Annotated in this window: 11 protein-coding genes; 7 read left to right on the top strand and 4 right to left on the bottom strand. The window is 59.3% G+C overall.

Annotation, left to right across the window (positions count from 1 at the left end):
- Positions 1-4: 4 nt before the first annotated feature.
- From ruvX to gshB, 4 genes are read right to left on the bottom strand one after another with little or no spacing between them, the layout of a single operon-like run.
- Positions 5-427, bottom strand: a complete 423-nt coding sequence (gene ruvX / locus ACP86_RS08080) for a Holliday junction resolvase RuvX (RefSeq protein ID WP_053113266.1) — start codon at positions 425-427, stop codon at positions 5-7.
- Positions 420-986, bottom strand: coding sequence for a YqgE/AlgH family protein (locus ACP86_RS08085; protein ID WP_053113267.1), 567 nt, complete (start codon positions 984-986; stop codon positions 420-422). The genes ruvX and ACP86_RS08085 overlap by 8 nt, the downstream gene beginning before the upstream one ends.
- The gene (locus tag ACP86_RS08090; protein WP_053113268.1) at positions 983-1,849 is read right to left on the bottom strand and encodes an energy transducer TonB; all 867 of its coding nucleotides are present in this window, start codon (positions 1,847-1,849) and stop codon (positions 983-985) included. Before ACP86_RS08090 ends, ACP86_RS08085 begins: the two co-directional genes overlap by 4 nt.
- Before the next feature lie 48 nt (positions 1,850-1,897).
- On the bottom strand, positions 1,898-2,851 hold the full coding sequence (gshB, locus tag ACP86_RS08095) for a glutathione synthase (protein ID WP_014578672.1): 954 nt from the start codon (positions 2,849-2,851) through the stop codon (positions 1,898-1,900).
- A 297-nt stretch (positions 2,852-3,148) separates the two neighbouring features.
- On the opposite strand from gshB, the gene pilG reads away from it, so the two are divergent.
- The 7 genes from pilG (at position 3,149) to ACP86_RS08130 (ending at position 16,252) form a co-directional block, all read left to right on the top strand.
- Positions 3,149-3,541, top strand: a complete 393-nt coding sequence (gene pilG, locus ACP86_RS08100; protein ID WP_008175635.1) for a twitching motility response regulator PilG — start codon at positions 3,149-3,151, stop codon at positions 3,539-3,541.
- A 32-nt stretch (positions 3,542-3,573) separates the two neighbouring features.
- Positions 3,574-3,936 (top strand): twitching motility response regulator PilH, encoded by a 363-nt coding sequence (gene pilH / locus ACP86_RS08105; RefSeq protein ID WP_011787171.1) that lies wholly within the window; start codon positions 3,574-3,576, stop codon positions 3,934-3,936.
- Positions 3,937-3,956: 20 nt separating this feature from the next.
- Entirely contained in the window at positions 3,957-4,502 is a 546-nt protein-coding gene (locus ACP86_RS08110) for a chemotaxis protein CheW (protein WP_008172777.1), read from the top strand.
- A gap of 91 nt (positions 4,503-4,593) precedes the next feature.
- A complete protein-coding gene (locus ACP86_RS08115; RefSeq protein WP_053113269.1) occupies positions 4,594-6,669 on the top strand; it encodes a methyl-accepting chemotaxis protein in 2,076 nt (691 codons plus the stop codon).
- A gap of 27 nt (positions 6,670-6,696) precedes the next feature.
- Positions 6,697-7,596 (top strand): CheR family methyltransferase, encoded by a 900-nt coding sequence (locus ACP86_RS08120; protein WP_053113270.1) that lies wholly within the window; start codon positions 6,697-6,699, stop codon positions 7,594-7,596.
- Positions 7,597-7,607: 11 nt separating this feature from the next.
- A complete protein-coding gene (locus ACP86_RS08125) occupies positions 7,608-15,200 on the top strand; it encodes an Hpt domain-containing protein (protein WP_053113271.1) in 7,593 nt (2,530 codons plus the stop codon).
- Positions 15,200-16,252 (top strand): chemotaxis protein CheB, encoded by a 1,053-nt coding sequence (locus ACP86_RS08130; protein ID WP_053113272.1) that lies wholly within the window; start codon positions 15,200-15,202, stop codon positions 16,250-16,252. Before ACP86_RS08125 ends, ACP86_RS08130 begins: the two co-directional genes overlap by 1 nt.
- Positions 16,253-16,257: the final 5 nt, after the last annotated feature.

Consider the following 16,257-nt stretch of genomic DNA (forward strand, 5'->3'; position numbering starts at 1 on the left):
GTCCTCACTGTTGAAAAAAGGTTTCCAGGATCAGCACCGCGGCCCGGTCATCCACTCCGTGGCGACCAAAATCACGACTGCCTCCGGCGGCCATCACTTCACCCTTGACCTCGAAGCTGGTGAGCCGCTCGTCCACCATCTCGACCGGCATGTGGTAGCGCCCATGCAGGCGCTTGCCGAATTTGCGCGCCCGGGCACACATCTCGTTTTCGGTGTCGTCCATGTTGAGGGGCAAACCGACCACGACCAGGTCCGGACGCCACTCCTCGAGCAGGGACTCAATCTGTTGCCAATCGGGGATACCGTCTCGGGCAGGAATCAGAGCCACCGGTTGGCCGGATCCAAGCAACTCCTGACCAACCGCTACGCCAATACGGCGGGTGCCAAAATCGAACGCCATGACGCGACGGCTGGCCGGTTCAGGCATGACCGACCGACTCGCTGAGCTGATTGAGATCAATGCCGATCAGCTGCAGCACCGCCTTGTAGCGCTCTTCCCAGGGAGTACGGAACAGGATGTCGGTGTTGGCCGGACAGGTGAGCCAGGCGTTGCTGCCCAGTTCCTCTTCCAGTTGCCCTTCGCTCCAGCCGGAATAGCCCAATGCCACCAGGTACTCGTCGGGACCTTCGCCACGACCAATGCCTGCCAATACATCGCGGGATGTGGTCAGTAGAACATCGTCGGTGACCTTCGCCGTGTTCTGCCAGCTGGTGCCTGGGGGATGCAGCACAAAGCCGCGTTCCGGCTGCACCGGACCACCGCTGAATACCGGCAGATCCAGCTCGCCGCCTGGCAGATCCAGTTGTTCCAGAATCTCGCCCAGATGGATGTCCAGCGGCTGATTGATCATGAGCCCCAGGGCACCGTCGTCGGAATGCTCACAGATATAGATGACGCCGCCGTGGAAACGCGGATCAGCAAGATAGGGTGATGCCACCAGGAAATGGTGCCGCAAGCTATGGGGAGAGTGTTTCGATGCTGTCATCCGGATGTCAGCCCCCGACGCTGGAAGGACCAGGTACGTATGATTTCGAGTTCATCCACCTCTTGCCGCATTTCGTCCGGAAACGGTGCAAAAGGTGCGGCCATCCTGACAATGCGTATTGCCGCATCGTCCAGCACGGTACTGCCGGAAGACTGCAGGATAGCCACCTCTTTAATGGTGCCGTCTTTCTTCAGCGACACCAGCATTCTCAGTGTGCCATAGATTCCGGCATTGCGCGCCTCGGTCGGGTAGTTGATATTCCCCACCCGCGTTACCTTGCTCACCCAGTTCTGAACGTACCAGGCGTTGGTGGACTTGAGCGTAGAGGCGGCGGTTACCCGCATCACCCTGGGTTTGCGGGCATAGGCCTGCTGCTGGGCATCGAATCGGGCCTCAAGGCTGGCAATTTCCAGGCTGCGCTCCATCAGGCTCTTTTTCTCGCGAACCGGCAGAGGCTCCTCTTCCGGCCTGGTGCGCTCTTCAGGCTGGCGAACCTTCTGACTGGAAGAACTTTCGGTCTGAACGACCTGCTTTTCCTGACGCGGCTGCGGCTCGGTTTGCGCAGGAGGCTCGGGTTGAACCTGTGCCACCTGCGGCTGGCTCACCTCCGCCGGCTGCGGGGTGGTCATTTCCCGAACCTCTTCCTCGGTACCACTGCCCTTCTGACTGGTCTGGGCCAGGAAATCCGCCTTCTCCGGAGCTTCCTCATCGTCAAACTGGGACAGGGTGATTTCCATGGTCTGGGCAGAGGAACGGGGCGGTTCAGGCGCAAAGGTGATTCCCAGCACCACGATGGCGTGCACCGCCAGCGCCATAAACAGGGTGAAGGAAAACCGGTCGAAGTCGCTTACCTGAACTGCCATTCCTGATATGGATCCTGTCGTTATACCTGCCCGGCCGCCATCACCGGATTATGCCTGGCCCAGACGCTTCGCAATCGCGTCCATCAATAAGCCACCAATATCGATCCCGAAGGCCGCATCGAGTTCCCGGATACAGGTCGGGCTGGTGACATTGATTTCGGTAAGGTAGTCACCGATGACATCCAGGCCCACAAAAATGAGGCCCTTCTCTTTGATCACCGGGGCAACGCGTTCGCAGATCTCACGATCCCGCGCGGTCAGTTCACGACCTTCACCCCGGCCGCCGGCGGCCAGATTGCCCCGATTCTCGCCATGGGAGGGTATTCTCGCAAGTGAATAGGGTACCGGTTCACCGTCGATCAGCAGGATGCGCTTGTCGCCATCGCTGATTTCGGGGATGTATTTCTGGGCCATGGCCTGGTGCGTGCCATAGTTGGTGAGGGTTTCGATGATGACACCGAGATTGAAATCGTTTTCCCGGATACGGAAGATCGAATGACCGCCCATGCCGTCCACCGGCTTCATGATGACATCGCCGTGTTCGGCGTAGAACTCACGGAAGCGACTAGCCGAACGGCTGACAAGTAGTGGCGGTGTCAGGTCAGTAAACTGCGTGGCGAACAGCTTCTCATTGCAGTCACGCAGCGTGGACGCCGGATTGACCACCAGAGCGCCCTGCTGCTCGGCCGCCTCCAGTATATAGGTGGCCATCAGGAACTCCCGGTCTACCGGCGGGTCCTTGCGCATGAGGATGACATCCAGATCTCCCAGCGCCCGGTCCTGGGACGGCCCGAAGCCGTACCAGTTTTCCGGATCCATGTGCACAGTCAGGTCACGGGTGTGCGCCATGGCACGGCCACCGTCCAGGTACAGGTCGGGGAGCTCCATGTACTCGATTTCCCAACCGCGTTTCTGGGCAGCCAGCAACATGGCCAGTGAGCTGTCTTTCTTGAAGTGGATATCTTCAATCGGATCCATCACGATCCCGAGTCTGACGGTCATGGGCGTTCCTGCACTCCTGAGGGTTAAAAACACGAACCGGTCTGCAGAGCGGACCAGACATTAAGTGCTATGCTTTGAAATCAGATGGTATTGTACCCGAACTGCAAATGCATCCGGAGAAATCCTCAGTCAGTTACGTGACGTTGCGGGCAGTAGTACATTTGGTCACAAACTAATACTTTTTATCCGGCCATTGATAATCTATAAATGAGCGGGGTTTATAGAAGAACCTTAAGGTTTGTGTTAAAACCCCCGTTTTAAAATAACGACAGTCGCTGAGCGCAAGGCAGTTGGACAATGGATGACAACTTCGAGAACTTGAAGATCATGGTGATCGACGACAGTAAAACCATACGTCGCACCGCAGAAACCCTTCTGAAAAAGGTCGGCTGTGAGGTCATCACCGCGACTGACGGCTTTGACGCTCTTGCCAAGATTGCCGATTCACAGCCGGACATCATTTTTGTCGATATCATGATGCCCCGCCTGGACGGCTACCAGACCTGCGCACTTATCAAGAACAATTCCTCCTTCAAAAAGACGCCGGTTATCATGCTCTCCAGCAAGGACGGTCTGTTCGACAAGGCCAAGGGCCGTATCGTCGGCTCGGACCAGTATCTGACCAAACCGTTCAGTAAGGATGAGCTGCTTAATACCATCCGCCAGTATGTTCCACAGGCGGAACAGTAAACCTGCTGACCCCAAGAACTATCGAGGAAACCATGGCCCGCATTCTTATTGTTGACGATTCCCCTACCGAGGTTAAGAAAATCTCCACGATCCTGGAAAAGCATAAGCACGAGGTGCTTACAGCTGACAACGGCGCAGACGGCGTTGCCAAGGCTCGTGCAGAGACCCCGGACCTGGTTCTGATGGATGTGGTTATGCCCGGCCTGAACGGCTTTCAGGCAACCCGCCAACTGACCCGCGCCCCGGAAACCGCGTCCATCCCGGTCGTCATCGTAACCACCAAGGATCAGGAAACTGACCGCGTTTGGGGCACCCGACAGGGCGCCAAGGGTTACCTGGTCAAGCCGGTTAACGAAGACGACCTGATCAAAACAATCAACAGTCTGATTGCCTGATCCCCAACCGTGGAGTAAGCATGTCCGCCCAGGCCGCCCCTTTTGCCGTTCTGACGGATATCGCCGCGCGCAGCCGGTCGCTGGCTGCCGGCCTGCCGGAACAACAGCAAGCCGTTGAACTGTGGAACGGCATCGGCTTCGTTCTCGCAGGCGAACGGTATGTTGCCCCCATGGGCGAAGTCACTGAAATCCTCCACGTCCCCCGGTTTACCCATATACCGGGGGTTCGCCCGTTTTTGCTTGGCGCGGCCAATGTTCGCGGCCGCCTCCTGCCCCTGGTTGATCTTGCCGGCTTTTTCGATATTCCCCGCTCTTCCCGTAGCCAGCGGGAACGGCGCGTGCTGGTGGTAGAGCAGGGTGACATTTTCAGCGGGCTGGTAGTCGATAGTGTGCTGGGCATGCAGTATTTCGCAACTGACAGTTTCAAGGATTCGCCCGAGGGCGTGCCTGAAAACGTTCGACCGTTTGTCTCAGGCGGTTATGAACGCAACGAGGAAGTCTGGAAAGTGTTTTCAGCCGTCGACCTGCTCGAGGACGAACGATTTCTTGACGTCGCACAGTGGTAAGGGTGGTGACAATGGCAGGAACATCACCCTGACCGCCTGAAACCCGAAAAAACAAACTTGCCAATTTCTTGAAGAGGCCGGGAGCCAGAAAATGAAGAACAGAGCCGGAAGACTCAGTATGGGACAGGGAGGCAACAAGCTGGTTGCCGGCCTGATCGCCGCGCTGATCGCACTCACTATCCTGCTCGTTGTGGTGCTGTTCATTATCAATACAGACAGCCAGAACGATCAGGAATACATCGCCAACACCGCCGAACTGAGGGTGCTCTCTCAGGAGATTGCGAAGAACGCGACCGAGGCTGCCGGCGGTACAGCCGAGGCCTTCAACCAGCTGCGCCGCTCCCGTGACGAATTCCAGCAGCTCTGGACCAACGTAACCGAGGGTAATCCGGAAACCGGTCTGCCGCCGAGTGAACTGGCCCAGCAGAGTGGCGTTCAGGAAAACTGGAACACCGTGCGGGAAAACGCCGACAGCATCCTCTCCACCCAGGATGCGGTGCTCGGTCTCCACGAGGTTGCCCGGACTCTGAACGAAACCATTCCGCAGCTGCAGGTTGAGTACGACGATATCGTACAAATCCTGCTCGACAACGACGCACCCGCCGAACAGATCGCACTGGCGCAGCGTCAGTCACTCCTGGCGGAGCGGATTGTTCGCTCGGTTAACAACGTACTCTCCGGTGACGAAGACGCGGTTATTGCCGCGGACCGTTTCGGTCGTGACGCAAGCCTGTTCGGCCGAGTGCTTGAAGGCCAGCTGAACGGCAACCCGGCCATGGGGATCTCCCAGGTAAATGACGAAGACGCCATCTACGGCCTTGAAGCTGTCGATGAACTGTTCCAGTTCGTTTCCCAGAACGTAGACGCAATCCTTGAAGCCTCTCCCGACCTCTTCAAGGTTCGTACTGCTGCCAGCGACATCTTCCAGAATTCCGAGATCCTGCTTTCCGAACTGTCTGTACTGGCCGAGAACTTCCGGACCCAGTCCGGCTCACGTCTGGTCAGCCCGACCCTGGCCTTCGCGATCCTGGCCGCCATGGTTGCCATTGTTGTGTTTATCGGTCTGGCCCTGTACCGCGAAGCCCAGGCCCGACTGGCTACTACGCAAGAGCAGAACGAGCAGAACCAGAACGCGATCCTGCGACTGCTGGACGAACTGGCCGACCTGGCTGATGGTGACTTGACCACCGAGGCCACGGTAACCGAGGACTTCACCGGTGCCATCGCCGACTCCATCAACTACGCGATCGACCAGATGCGCGGACTGGTACAGGCGATTCGTGGTACTGCCGTACGAGTAGCGTCAGCGGCTCAGGAAACCCAGGCCACTGCGATGCATCTTGCCGATGCTTCCGAGCACCAGGCCCAGGAAATCGCCGGCGCCTCCGCCGCGGTGAACGAGATGGCCGTGTCCATCGACCAGGTATCGTCGAACGCTGCCGAGTCCTCCGCGGTTGCAGAGCGGTCGGTTGCGATCGCGAAGAAAGGCGCGGAAGTGGTACAGAACACCATCCGTGGCATGGACAACATCCGTGAGCAGATCCAGGAAACTTCCAAACGGATCAAGCGTCTGGGTGAATCTTCCCAGGAAATCGGTGACATCGTATCCCTGATCAACGACATCGCCGACCAGACCAACATCCTGTCCCTGAACGCGGCGATCCAGGCCTCCATGGCCGGTGACGCTGGCCGGGGCTTCGCGGTTGTTGCCGACGAAGTACAGCGACTGGCGGAACGCTCCTCTGCAGCGACCAAGCAGATTGAAGCGCTGGTTAAGACGATCCAGTCGGACACCAACGAAGCCGTTATCTCCATGGAACACACCACCGCCGAGGTGGTCCGTGGTGCCCGTCTGGCCCAGGACGCGGGTATCGCCCTCGAGGAAATCGAGAACGTATCCATGTCTCTGGCGGAATTGATCCAGAACATCTCCAACGCTGCACGTCAGCAGTCTTCGTCGGCGGCGCACATTTCCAACACCATGAACGTTATCCAGGAAATCACGTCCCAGACGTCTTCCGGTACCAACGCGACTGCGAAGTCTATCGGTAACCTGGCAGAAATGGCGTCCGAGCTTCGCTCCTCCGTTGCCGGCTTTACTCTGCCGGAAGAAGAAGCGGCGGATTACGAGGAAGAGGAAGACAGCGACGTTCCGGTGGTGGGCTGATTTCCGTTCCAGGGCTGTTGACGGTTTATGGCGCAAATGCATAACAACCTGTCACCTGCCGAGGGCATCTGGTCACTGCGTCGACTTCCGGATATGGACGAGGCGCAGTTCAGCCAGTGGCAAACCCTGCTGGAACACCGAACCGGGATCACCCTGTCGTCCGAGCGCCGTTCGTTTCTGGAAACGAACCTTGGCATCCGGATGCGGGAAATCGGCTGCAGCAGCTATCAGGCCTATTACGAAAAGATCGTATCCGGGCCGGATGCAATCAGGGAATGGTCAACGCTGGTGGACCGGCTCACTGTCCAGGAAACCCGGTTCTTCCGGGATCCCGACGCCTTCCGGTTGGTATCCGACTATGTCCTGACACGGCCGCGGGAACAGCTGAAAAAGCGCCCCCTGGAGGCCTGGAGTGTCGGATGTTCCACCGGGGAAGAGCCCTACACCCTGGCCATGGTGCTGAATGAATGCATGGAGCAGCTGGCATTGCAGACTCTGTTCGGTGTCACCGGCTCTGATATCAGCAAGCCGGTGATCGAGAAGGCCCGGAACGGTCAGTTCAATCCCCGCAAACTGCTGGGAATGGACGAGGAAATGAAAGCACGGTATTTCCGCCCGGCCGAGCGGAACACCGTAGAAATCGTGAACAGCATCCGCGACAGGGTGTGCTTTACCAGACTGAATGTTCTGGACCTGGATAAAGCACCCATGCACGGGATGAACATTATCTTCTGCCAGAATCTGCTGATTTATTTCCGCCGCTGGCGCCGGCGGGAAATTGTCAAGCGACTTGCAGAGCGGCTGGCGCCCGGGGGGTTGCTGGTACTGGGCCAGGGAGAGCTGACCGACTGGCAGCCTCCAGGGTTACAGAGAGTCCCCTCGGAACATGTGCTGGCGTGGATTAAACGCCAGACTGACGAAGAATAACCGGAGTGGTTATGGGCAATCACCATGACAGCATCGCCCTCGACTGGGTTCGGGGAGAGATACAGGACACGCTGACCCAGGGTCAGCATGCACTGGAAGCGTATGTCGAGAATCGTGACGACACCGCGCGCCTGCGCTTCTGCCTGAATTATCTCCATCAGGTACATGGCACCCTGCAAATGGTCGAGCTCTATGGTGCAGCCCTGCTCACCGAGGAGATGGAAAAGCTCACCCAGGCCGTACTCAACGAAACCGTTGCCAATACCGACGAAGCCGTTGAAGTCCTGATGCAGGCCATCCTGCAGTTGCCCCAGTACCTCGAGCATCTGGCCAGCAGCCAGGACGATTTTCCGATGGTGCTGCTGCCACTGCTTAACGACCTCCGGGCCGCCCGTGGCGAATCCCTGCTGTCTGATACCTCTTTGTTCAAACCAGACCTGGCCCCCTCGCGAATGACTGTGTCCGGGAAGGTCTCCCAGCGCCTGCAGGACCCCACAGTCCTGGGCCACATCCGCAAACTGCGCCAGATGTACCAGTTCGCGCTGGCCGGTGTTATCCGGGAAGCGGATCTCGATGCTCATTTCGAGTACATGCAGAAGGTTATTCAACGGTTGGTCCGTTTATGCCAGAAAACGCCCCGGGGCGAGCTCTGGAAAGCGGCCAGTGCGTTCGTGGAAACACTTCAGGCACACGTAAACCCGGTGAATGCGGCGGTGAAATCCCTGCTCAGGGAGCTGGACAGTGAAATACGCCGACTGACCGACGAGCACGCCGATATCCTTCAGCAACCGGCACCGGAAGCGCTGCTCAAACACCTGCTCTACTACGTTGCCCGTGCGCGGGATCTGGATTCACCCCAGGTCAGTGCCCTGCGGGATGCCTACCAGTTGAACCAGGCACTGCCGTCAGAAGACGATGTTGATGCCGCCCGAACCCGTGTCTCCGGCCCCGGCCGGGACGCCATCCATTCCGTTGTCGGCGCGCTCAATGAAGAACTGGCGAAACTGAAGGATCAGCTGGATCTGTTTGTCCGCTCAGAGCTCCGCCAGAACAGTGAGCTTGACGACCTGTTGCCGGGTCTGCGCCAGGTGGCCAATACCCTGGCTGTACTGGGTCTGGGCATACCGCGGAAAGTGATCACCGAGCAGGTCGAACTGGTTGAGAAACTCAGCGCCCAGGCCGAGCTGGTTGACGATGGCACGCTGATGGATATCGCCGGCGCACTGCTTTACGTCGAAGCCAGTCTCGCCGGTCTGGACAGCGAAGGTCAGCAGGAGTCGTCCGCTGACGAAACCTCTGATACACCAATTAACCTTGGCTCCCGTGAACTGGGTGAGGCCAGCGGCGCGTTGCTGCGGGAATCGCGGAACACCCTGGAGCAGGTGAAATCCGCCATCGTCAATTTCATTGCCTCGCAATGGGATACCCGGGAAATTGAGCATGTCCCCGGCCTGCTGCACAGCATTCGCGGCGGCCTAAGCCTGATCCCGCTGGACCGGGTTGCAAGCATGCTGGCCTCGGCAGAGCGCTACATCAGCGATGTGCTGCTGGACGGCAAGCAGGTTCCTGACTGGAAGCAGCTCGACATCCTGGCCGATGCGGTTACCAGCATTGAGTATTACCTGGAGCGCCTCGCTGAAGGGATTGGCGAAAACGATTCGATTCTGCGGGTTGCCGAAGACAGTCTCGCTTCCCTCGGCTTTCCGATCGGGGCTGAGCCCACCTGGACTGAAACCACGGCCCAGGAAGAGCCCGTCGTTGAACCGTCTGATGGGCAGGATGAAGCCAGCGTTTCGACCGCCCCGGAAGAAGCCAAAAGCTCGGATTCGGAGCTCCTGGACGACGAGATTCTCGGCATTTTCGTTGAGGAAGCCGAAGAGGTACTCGAGACCATTCATGAATTCTATCCCCGTCTGCGCCAGAATCACGACGACCGTGAGGCTCTGACCGAAGTTCGTCGTGCTTTCCATACGCTCAAGGGCAGCGGACGACTTGTGGGCGCGACCAGTATCGGCGAATTGGCATGGTCTGTGGAAAACCTGCTGAACCGGGTGATCGATCAGACCATTCGCCCCACCGAAGACATGTTTGCCCTGGTGGACGAGGTCAATGCCCGCATTCCGTCACTGATCCGTGAATTCAAGGACGGCCAGACCGCAGGCGACGTGGAGGAGCTCATCAACCGGGCCGAGGCCATGGCAACCACCCGTCGCACCGACGACGATGCCTTGACGACTCCGGACACTCCCGAGGTCGAAGACACCGTCGCCGACTCGGGAGAAGAAGAGCAGGAAACCCCGGAATCCATCGTTGAAGAAGCCACCGTTGAGGCCGTGTCGGATGAGTCCGCCGATGACGATGACCTGATTGACGATGAAATACTTGAAATATTCGTCGAAGAAGCCGGTGAGGTGCTGGACACCATTCGCGAATACCTGCCAATGCTTTTGCGCCAGCACGATGACCGCAGCGCTTTGTCAGAAGTTCGACGTGCCTTCCACACGCTGAAAGGCAGTGGCCGTATGGTCGGCGCGCTGGTTGTTGGCGAATTGGCCTGGTCCGTGGAAAACATGCTGAACCGCGTTATCGACGGCAGCATCTTCATGAACGATGACATCGCCAGTCTTCTGGAGGATGTCACTGCCAGCCTGCCGGCCCTGGTCGACGATTTCGAGAAGCGCCGTGCGGCTTCCTTCGATACCGCCAACCTCGAAGCCCGCGCCAACGCCCTGGCCAGCGGTGAGATTCCCGATGCCAGCATGATGCCGGCGGCCGAATCGGACGGCTCCGAAACCGTAGCGGAAGATGAGATCACCGCTGCAGACGCAGAGATCGAGACGACTGAAGAGGATGCGGTCGACCCGGTATTGCTGGATATTTTTGAAAGTGAAACCGAGACCCATCTGCAGACGCTGAAGGATTTCCTGTCAGCAGCCGGAGACAAGACCACGGTTACCTACACCGATGATCTTTCCCGGGCCCTGCATACACTCAAAGGCAGCGCCCATACCGCCGGCATCGCACCCATTGCTGCTGTAATCACACCACTGGAACGCTTCGTCAAGGAATCCCGGGCACAGAACAAGCGGGCCAACCGCGACGTGCTCTCGCTGATCGAATCCGCCTGCGATTTCCTGACCCAGGGCCTGGCCCAGATCCGTGAAAATCCACAGGCCTCGCTGCCGGGCACCGAAGCCTTCCTCGAGAAGCTGGACCAACTGACGGAAGAGACACTCCGCGGCCACAGCGAGGAAGCTCCGCGCCAGCATCCGCAGCAGGCACCGTCACGGCTGGTTCAGTTGTTCCTGAACGAAGGCCTCGACATCGTTCTGGATGCTGACCGGATTCTCGACCACTGGGCGGACAATCCCGGCGAGATGGAGTCGTTGAACCCGTTGCGTTCCGAGCTGGAGCAGTTGACCTCCGGCGCCTCAGAAGCCGGGCTCAGCGACGTTGCCGCGCTCTCAAGCGCGTTGAAAGACACCTACGACGAAGCCGCCAGACACGATGAAGCGCCGGACGAAACCTTTTTCGAGACCGTTCGGGCAGCTCACGAACAGCTAATCAACATGATGGATCAGGTGGCTGCCGGGCTTGCCACGGAATCCAGCGACGACATGGTTACCGCGCTCGAAAACCTGAAACGGGCTCCGAGCACAGAAATCCAGGAGCCCGACGCCTTCGAGCAGGAATTCACCGGTGAACTCGAGGAAATCGATCTCAGCTTTGAGATGGATGAAACCGAAGTACCGGCAAATGAAGAACCAGCGGCGGCCGAACAACCGCCGCTGCCGGAAATGTCCGAATCCGATGATGACATGGACGAAGAGCTTGCGGAGATCTTCCTGGAAGAGGCCCGCGACCTCATCGACAGCACCGCCGAAGCGCTGCAGAGCTGGAGCGAAAATACCGGAAACCTGGATATCCTTCGGTTGCTGCAGCGGGATCTGCATACCCTTAAGGGTGGTGCACGCCTGGCCGACATTCCTGCCGTAGGCGATCTTTCCCACGAGTTGGAAAACCTGTTTGAGGGACTGACCGAGCAGCGGCTATCGATCAATGATGAGCTCTCAGATCTGCTGTTCCGCTGCCACGATCGGCTTGCGGGCATGGTCGAGAACCTTGAAGCCAAGGAGCCACCGCGCCCTGCGCCGGATCTGATTGGCGAAATCCAGGCGTACATCGACAGCGCCACCGGAACACGCCCGGTCACCAATGTTGCGAGCCCTGAAGAAGCAGAACCGGATTTCAACGACGAAGAGCAGGCCCCGCTCCCGGAAGTCGAGGAACCCGTCGATTCCGATTCAGAAACCGCGGAAACCGGCGAGGTGGAAGACGGTGTTGCCGATCTCTCGCACCTGGATCCGGAGCTGGTCGGCATTTTCCTGGAAGAAGCCTACGACCTGATCAACTCTACCGGCAGCGCCCTGCACACCTGGACCGAAGACCCGTCGGACCGGAGCATTGCCGCGGAACTGCAACGGGATGTTCACACGCTCAAGGGTGGCGCCCGGATGGCTGGCGTTGAGGCCATTGGCGACCTGACCCACGTGCTCGAAGACCTGTTTGAAAAGGTTGCGGAGGGGCAGCTGGAAGCCAGCGACGCCATGAACGACCTCTTGTTCGCCTGCCATGACCGGCTGGCGCAAATGGTTGAGCAGGTGGCGACGCAGAAGCCTTGCCCACCGGCGGAGGAGCTGGTCGCTCGCGTCCAGTCCATCCTTCGGGGCGAGTCGGCGCCGTCCGATGATCGTGTACAAGAGCCGGAACAGCCGGCAGGGGCCGAAATTGCCGAGGCGCCCCCCGAGGAGTCAGCAGATGCCCCCGACCTCAGCGAGACTCTGACACAGGCCAGCGATGATGACCTGATCGGCATCTTCCTGGACGAAGGCCTGGAAATCTACGACGCCATTAGCGAGTGTCTGGACCAGTGGCGCGACGAGCCGGAGGAACTGACCGGACTGACCCAGCTGCAGCAGGAACTGCATACCCTCAAGGGTGGCGCACGGCTTTCTGACGTCGATCCGATTGCCAACCTGGCAGAAGCCTGGTCCGACGCTCTGGATCCCCTCATCTCCGGGTCCAATAACCAGAAGACGTTGCTGAAGCTCAGCGACCGGGCATTGGGCAGCCTGAAGACCATGCTCAACAGCCTGGAACAGGGCAGCAAGCCCGAGCCCGATGCGGACCTGATTGAGGACTTCCGGGTGGCCCACGAAGTGGCCGCCGAAAAGACCGCTGCTCCCCGAGAAGAGTCCCAACAGGAAGCGATCGATCCGGAAGTACTGGAAATCTTCCTGGAGGAAGCCGGTGAAATCATGGACCAGCTGGAGCAGCTGCTCGATGACTGGCGCAAGGAGCCGGCAAACCACACCTTCAACCAGGAAGCCCAGCGTGCATTGCATACGCTGAAAGGCGGCGCCCGCCTCTCCCAGCTGACCCAGCTTGGCGACAGGGCCCACGCCTTTGAGACCCGTCTGATCGACCTTGGCGGCAATGCCCCGGATGAGTCCCAGTGGCAGGCCATTACCGAAGATCACGACGCCATCATCGCCCTGGTTGCCGACATCCGTAAGGGTTATGAGTCCGGCATGGGTGTGCCCTCGGCAAAGGCCGAACAGCCTGCGCCAGCCCCGGCCGCGCCGGAACCGAAAAAGCCTGAAGAGCCGACGCCTCCCGCCCAGACAGAAAAACCGGTAGCACCGGCACCCAAGCCCGGGAAATCGCCGGCCAAGGTTCGCAAACAGGCGGCCGAGGCACAGCGGGCGGCCCAGGAGACCATTCGGGTGTCCGCGCCGCTTTTGGATGAGCTGGTCAATCTGGCGGGTGAAACCAGTATTACCCGTGGCCGGCTTGAGCAGCAGACCAGCGATTTTGGCCATACCCTGGACGAAATGGCCGCAACCATCGAGCGTCTGCGTGAGCAGCTACGCCGGATGGAAATCGAGACCGAAGCCCAGATCCTGTTCAGTGCCGAGAAAGAACACGGACCGGATTACGGCGACGACTTCGACCCGCTGGAGATGGACCGCTACTCCTCCATCCAGCAGCTGTCCCGGGCTCTGACCGAGTCCTCCTCGGACCTTGCAGACCTGCGGGAAACCCTGTCTGACCGGGTACGGGACACTGAAACCCTGCTGGTGCAGCAGTCCCGGATCAACACGGAACTCCAGGAGGGTCTGATGAAGACCCGGATGATTCCGTTCGCCTCCATGGTGCCCCGTCTACGGCGCATCGTTCGCCAGATCAGCGGCGAACTTGGCAAGAAAGTCGACTTCGATGTCCGCAACGCCGAAGGCGAAATGGACCGGAACATCCTGGAGCGCATGATCGCGCCCCTGGAGCACATGCTCCGGAACGCCCTGGACCATGGCATTGAAAGCCCGGCGGACCGTAAGCAAGCCGGAAAGCCGGAGACCGGCGAAGTCACACTGTCACTGACCCGCGAAGGTGGCGACGTTGTCCTGAGGATGATCGACGATGGCGCCGGCATTCCCTCTTCGGTCATTCGCGACAAGGCGATCCGTCAGGGCATGCTGCGGGAAGACGAGGATCTGTCCGAGCGGGAAATCCTGCAGTTTATCCTGCAACCCGGCTTCTCCACCGCCCAACAAGTGACCCAGATTTCCGGCCGCGGCGTGGGCATGGACGTCGTTGCCAGCGAGATCAAACAGCTTGGCGGCAGCCTCGACATCGATTCCGCCGTTGGCCGCGGAACCACCTTTACGGTTCGCCTGCCGTTCACGGTTTCCGTCAACCGGGCGCTGATGGTGTCCACCGGCGAGGATTTCTACGCGATCCCGCTGAACACCATCGAGGGTATTGTCCGGGTCAGCACCTACGAGCTTGAGGAATACTACAAGCCGGACGCGCCGATGTACGAATACGCCGGCCAGGAATACCGGCTCCAATATTTGGGCAGCCTGCTGAACAGCGATCACCATCCGAAGCTGCAGGGGCAGGCCCTGCCGCTGCCGGTGATTCTGGTGCGCGGCGCTGAGCAGCCCATGGCCCTGCAGGTGGACAACCTGATGGGCAGCCGGGAGATCGTTGTTAAATCCCTTGGCCCGCAGTTCAGTTCGGTGCGCGGTGTGTCCGGTGCCACCATCCTGGGTGACGGGAACGTGGTGGTGATTCTCGACCTGCCTGCGATGATCCGTTCCGACATCCTGTCCGAGCGCCAGCGCCTGGCCAATCTCGAGAAAGCCCGGGAGTCTGCACGGTACGAGGAGCAGGCTACCGTGGTCATGGTGGTGGACGACTCGGTTACCGTACGGAAGGTTACCTCACGACTGCTGGAGCGCAACGGCATGGAAGTCATCACTGCCAAAGACGGCCTGGACGCGGTCGCACAATTGCAGGATCACAAACCGGACATCATCCTGCTGGATATCGAAATGCCGAGGATGGATGGTTTCGAGGTTGCCAGCTTCGTGCGCCACGACGACAGCCTGCGGGAAATTCCGATCTGCATGATCACCTCACGGACCGGCGAGAAACACCGCGAACGTGCGCTGGCCATTGGTGTGAATGAGTACCTCGGAAAGCCGTTCCAGGAAACCGAGTTGCTTGAGACCATTGAGCGGCTGACCGGACGTCAGTGATGGCCGGCCAGTCTGGCCGGCCGCGGGTCGGGATCGTCTCGGATGTGGTTCTGCAGCGACACCGACTGCAGGCCGCAACATCCAAGTTCGGTCTGGAGGTGCGTTTTTCCGGGGATCCAGAGCGTTTGCTGGGCTACCCGGATTTCCCGGATGCCAGTCTCTGGCTGGTCACCCTCGAAGACGAGGCCGATCATCCGTTACTGTTCGATCACCTGCTTGAAAATACCGACGCACCGGTACTGTTCGGATTGGATGAAGCACCCAAGCCGGGAAGTACCGAGTATTTTCGCTGGGAACGACGTTTACTGGGCAAACTTGAGCAGCAACTGGGGCACCTGGAAGAGCTGGACTCAGAAGCCACTCTGGCAGAACTGGAGCAGGAAACGCCGGCACCAGCACCATCGCCGGACCTGCCTCACTGGATAACGCCTGCCGTACCCGGTTCGGTCGCCGAGGAAGTCTGGATTCTGGGCGCTTCACTGGGAGGGCCGGCGGCGGTTAAGACGTTTCTGGACCACCTGCCGCCGAATCTGCCCGTGGGCTTCATCTACGCCCAGCACATAGATGGGAACTTTACAGAGGTTCTTACGCGGGTACTGGGTCGCCATGCCCATTACCAGCTCAAGCGAGCCGAGGAAGGCTATCGGGTCAGGAATGGTGATGTGGTGCTGATGCCGGTAGAGCACGAATGGAAGCTGAACGAGCAGGGAGCCCTGACGGAAACCAGCAATGCCTGGCCAGGGCCCTATGGCCCTTCCATTGATCAGGTCCTGCTTAACGTCGCGGATCATTACGGCCAGCGCTGCCATGCTATTCTTTTTTCCGGCATGGGTAATGATGGCGCTATTGCAGCGCCTTTACTGAAAGCCTACGGTAGCCGGATCTGGGTCCAGGAGAGCACAAGCTGCGGCAATAGCTCTATGCCCGAATCCGTCGCCGCCACCGGTTGCAGCGGTTTCTGTGGCACCCCGGAGCAGCTGGCACGGGAACTGGTAAAAACCATCGAAGAATCCTGCCTGCTCAAGAGCCGGCAGAAACGGGACTCCGCCTGAGGTAA

Source organism: Marinobacter sp. CP1 (assembly GCF_001266795.1).
In the GTDB taxonomy this organism is placed as follows: Bacteria; Pseudomonadota; Gammaproteobacteria; order Pseudomonadales; family Oleiphilaceae; genus Marinobacter; species Marinobacter flavimaris.

Bases quoted from the DNA above. Each gene is read 5' to 3' on its own strand.
- ruvX (WP_053113266.1), bottom strand. From the start codon at position 427: ATGCCTGAACCGGCCAGCCGTCGCGTCATGGCGTTCGATTTTGGCACC.
- ACP86_RS08085 (WP_053113267.1), bottom strand. From the start codon at position 986: ATGACAGCATCGAAACACTCTCCCCATAGCTTGCGGCACCATTTCCTG.
- ACP86_RS08090 (WP_053113268.1), bottom strand. From the start codon at position 1,849: ATGGCAGTTCAGGTAAGCGACTTCGACCGGTTTTCCTTCACCCTGTTT.
- gshB (WP_014578672.1), bottom strand. From the start codon at position 2,851: ATGACCGTCAGACTCGGGATCGTGATGGATCCGATTGAAGATATCCAC.
- pilG (WP_008175635.1), top strand. From the start codon at position 3,149: ATGGATGACAACTTCGAGAACTTGAAGATCATGGTGATCGACGACAGT.
- pilH (WP_011787171.1), top strand. From the start codon at position 3,574: ATGGCCCGCATTCTTATTGTTGACGATTCCCCTACCGAGGTTAAGAAA.
- ACP86_RS08110 (WP_008172777.1), top strand. From the start codon at position 3,957: ATGTCCGCCCAGGCCGCCCCTTTTGCCGTTCTGACGGATATCGCCGCG.
- ACP86_RS08115 (WP_053113269.1), top strand. From the start codon at position 4,594: ATGAAGAACAGAGCCGGAAGACTCAGTATGGGACAGGGAGGCAACAAG.
- ACP86_RS08120 (WP_053113270.1), top strand. From the start codon at position 6,697: ATGGCGCAAATGCATAACAACCTGTCACCTGCCGAGGGCATCTGGTCA.
- ACP86_RS08125 (WP_053113271.1), top strand. From the start codon at position 7,608: ATGGGCAATCACCATGACAGCATCGCCCTCGACTGGGTTCGGGGAGAG.
- ACP86_RS08130 (WP_053113272.1), top strand. From the start codon at position 15,200: ATGGCCGGCCAGTCTGGCCGGCCGCGGGTCGGGATCGTCTCGGATGTG.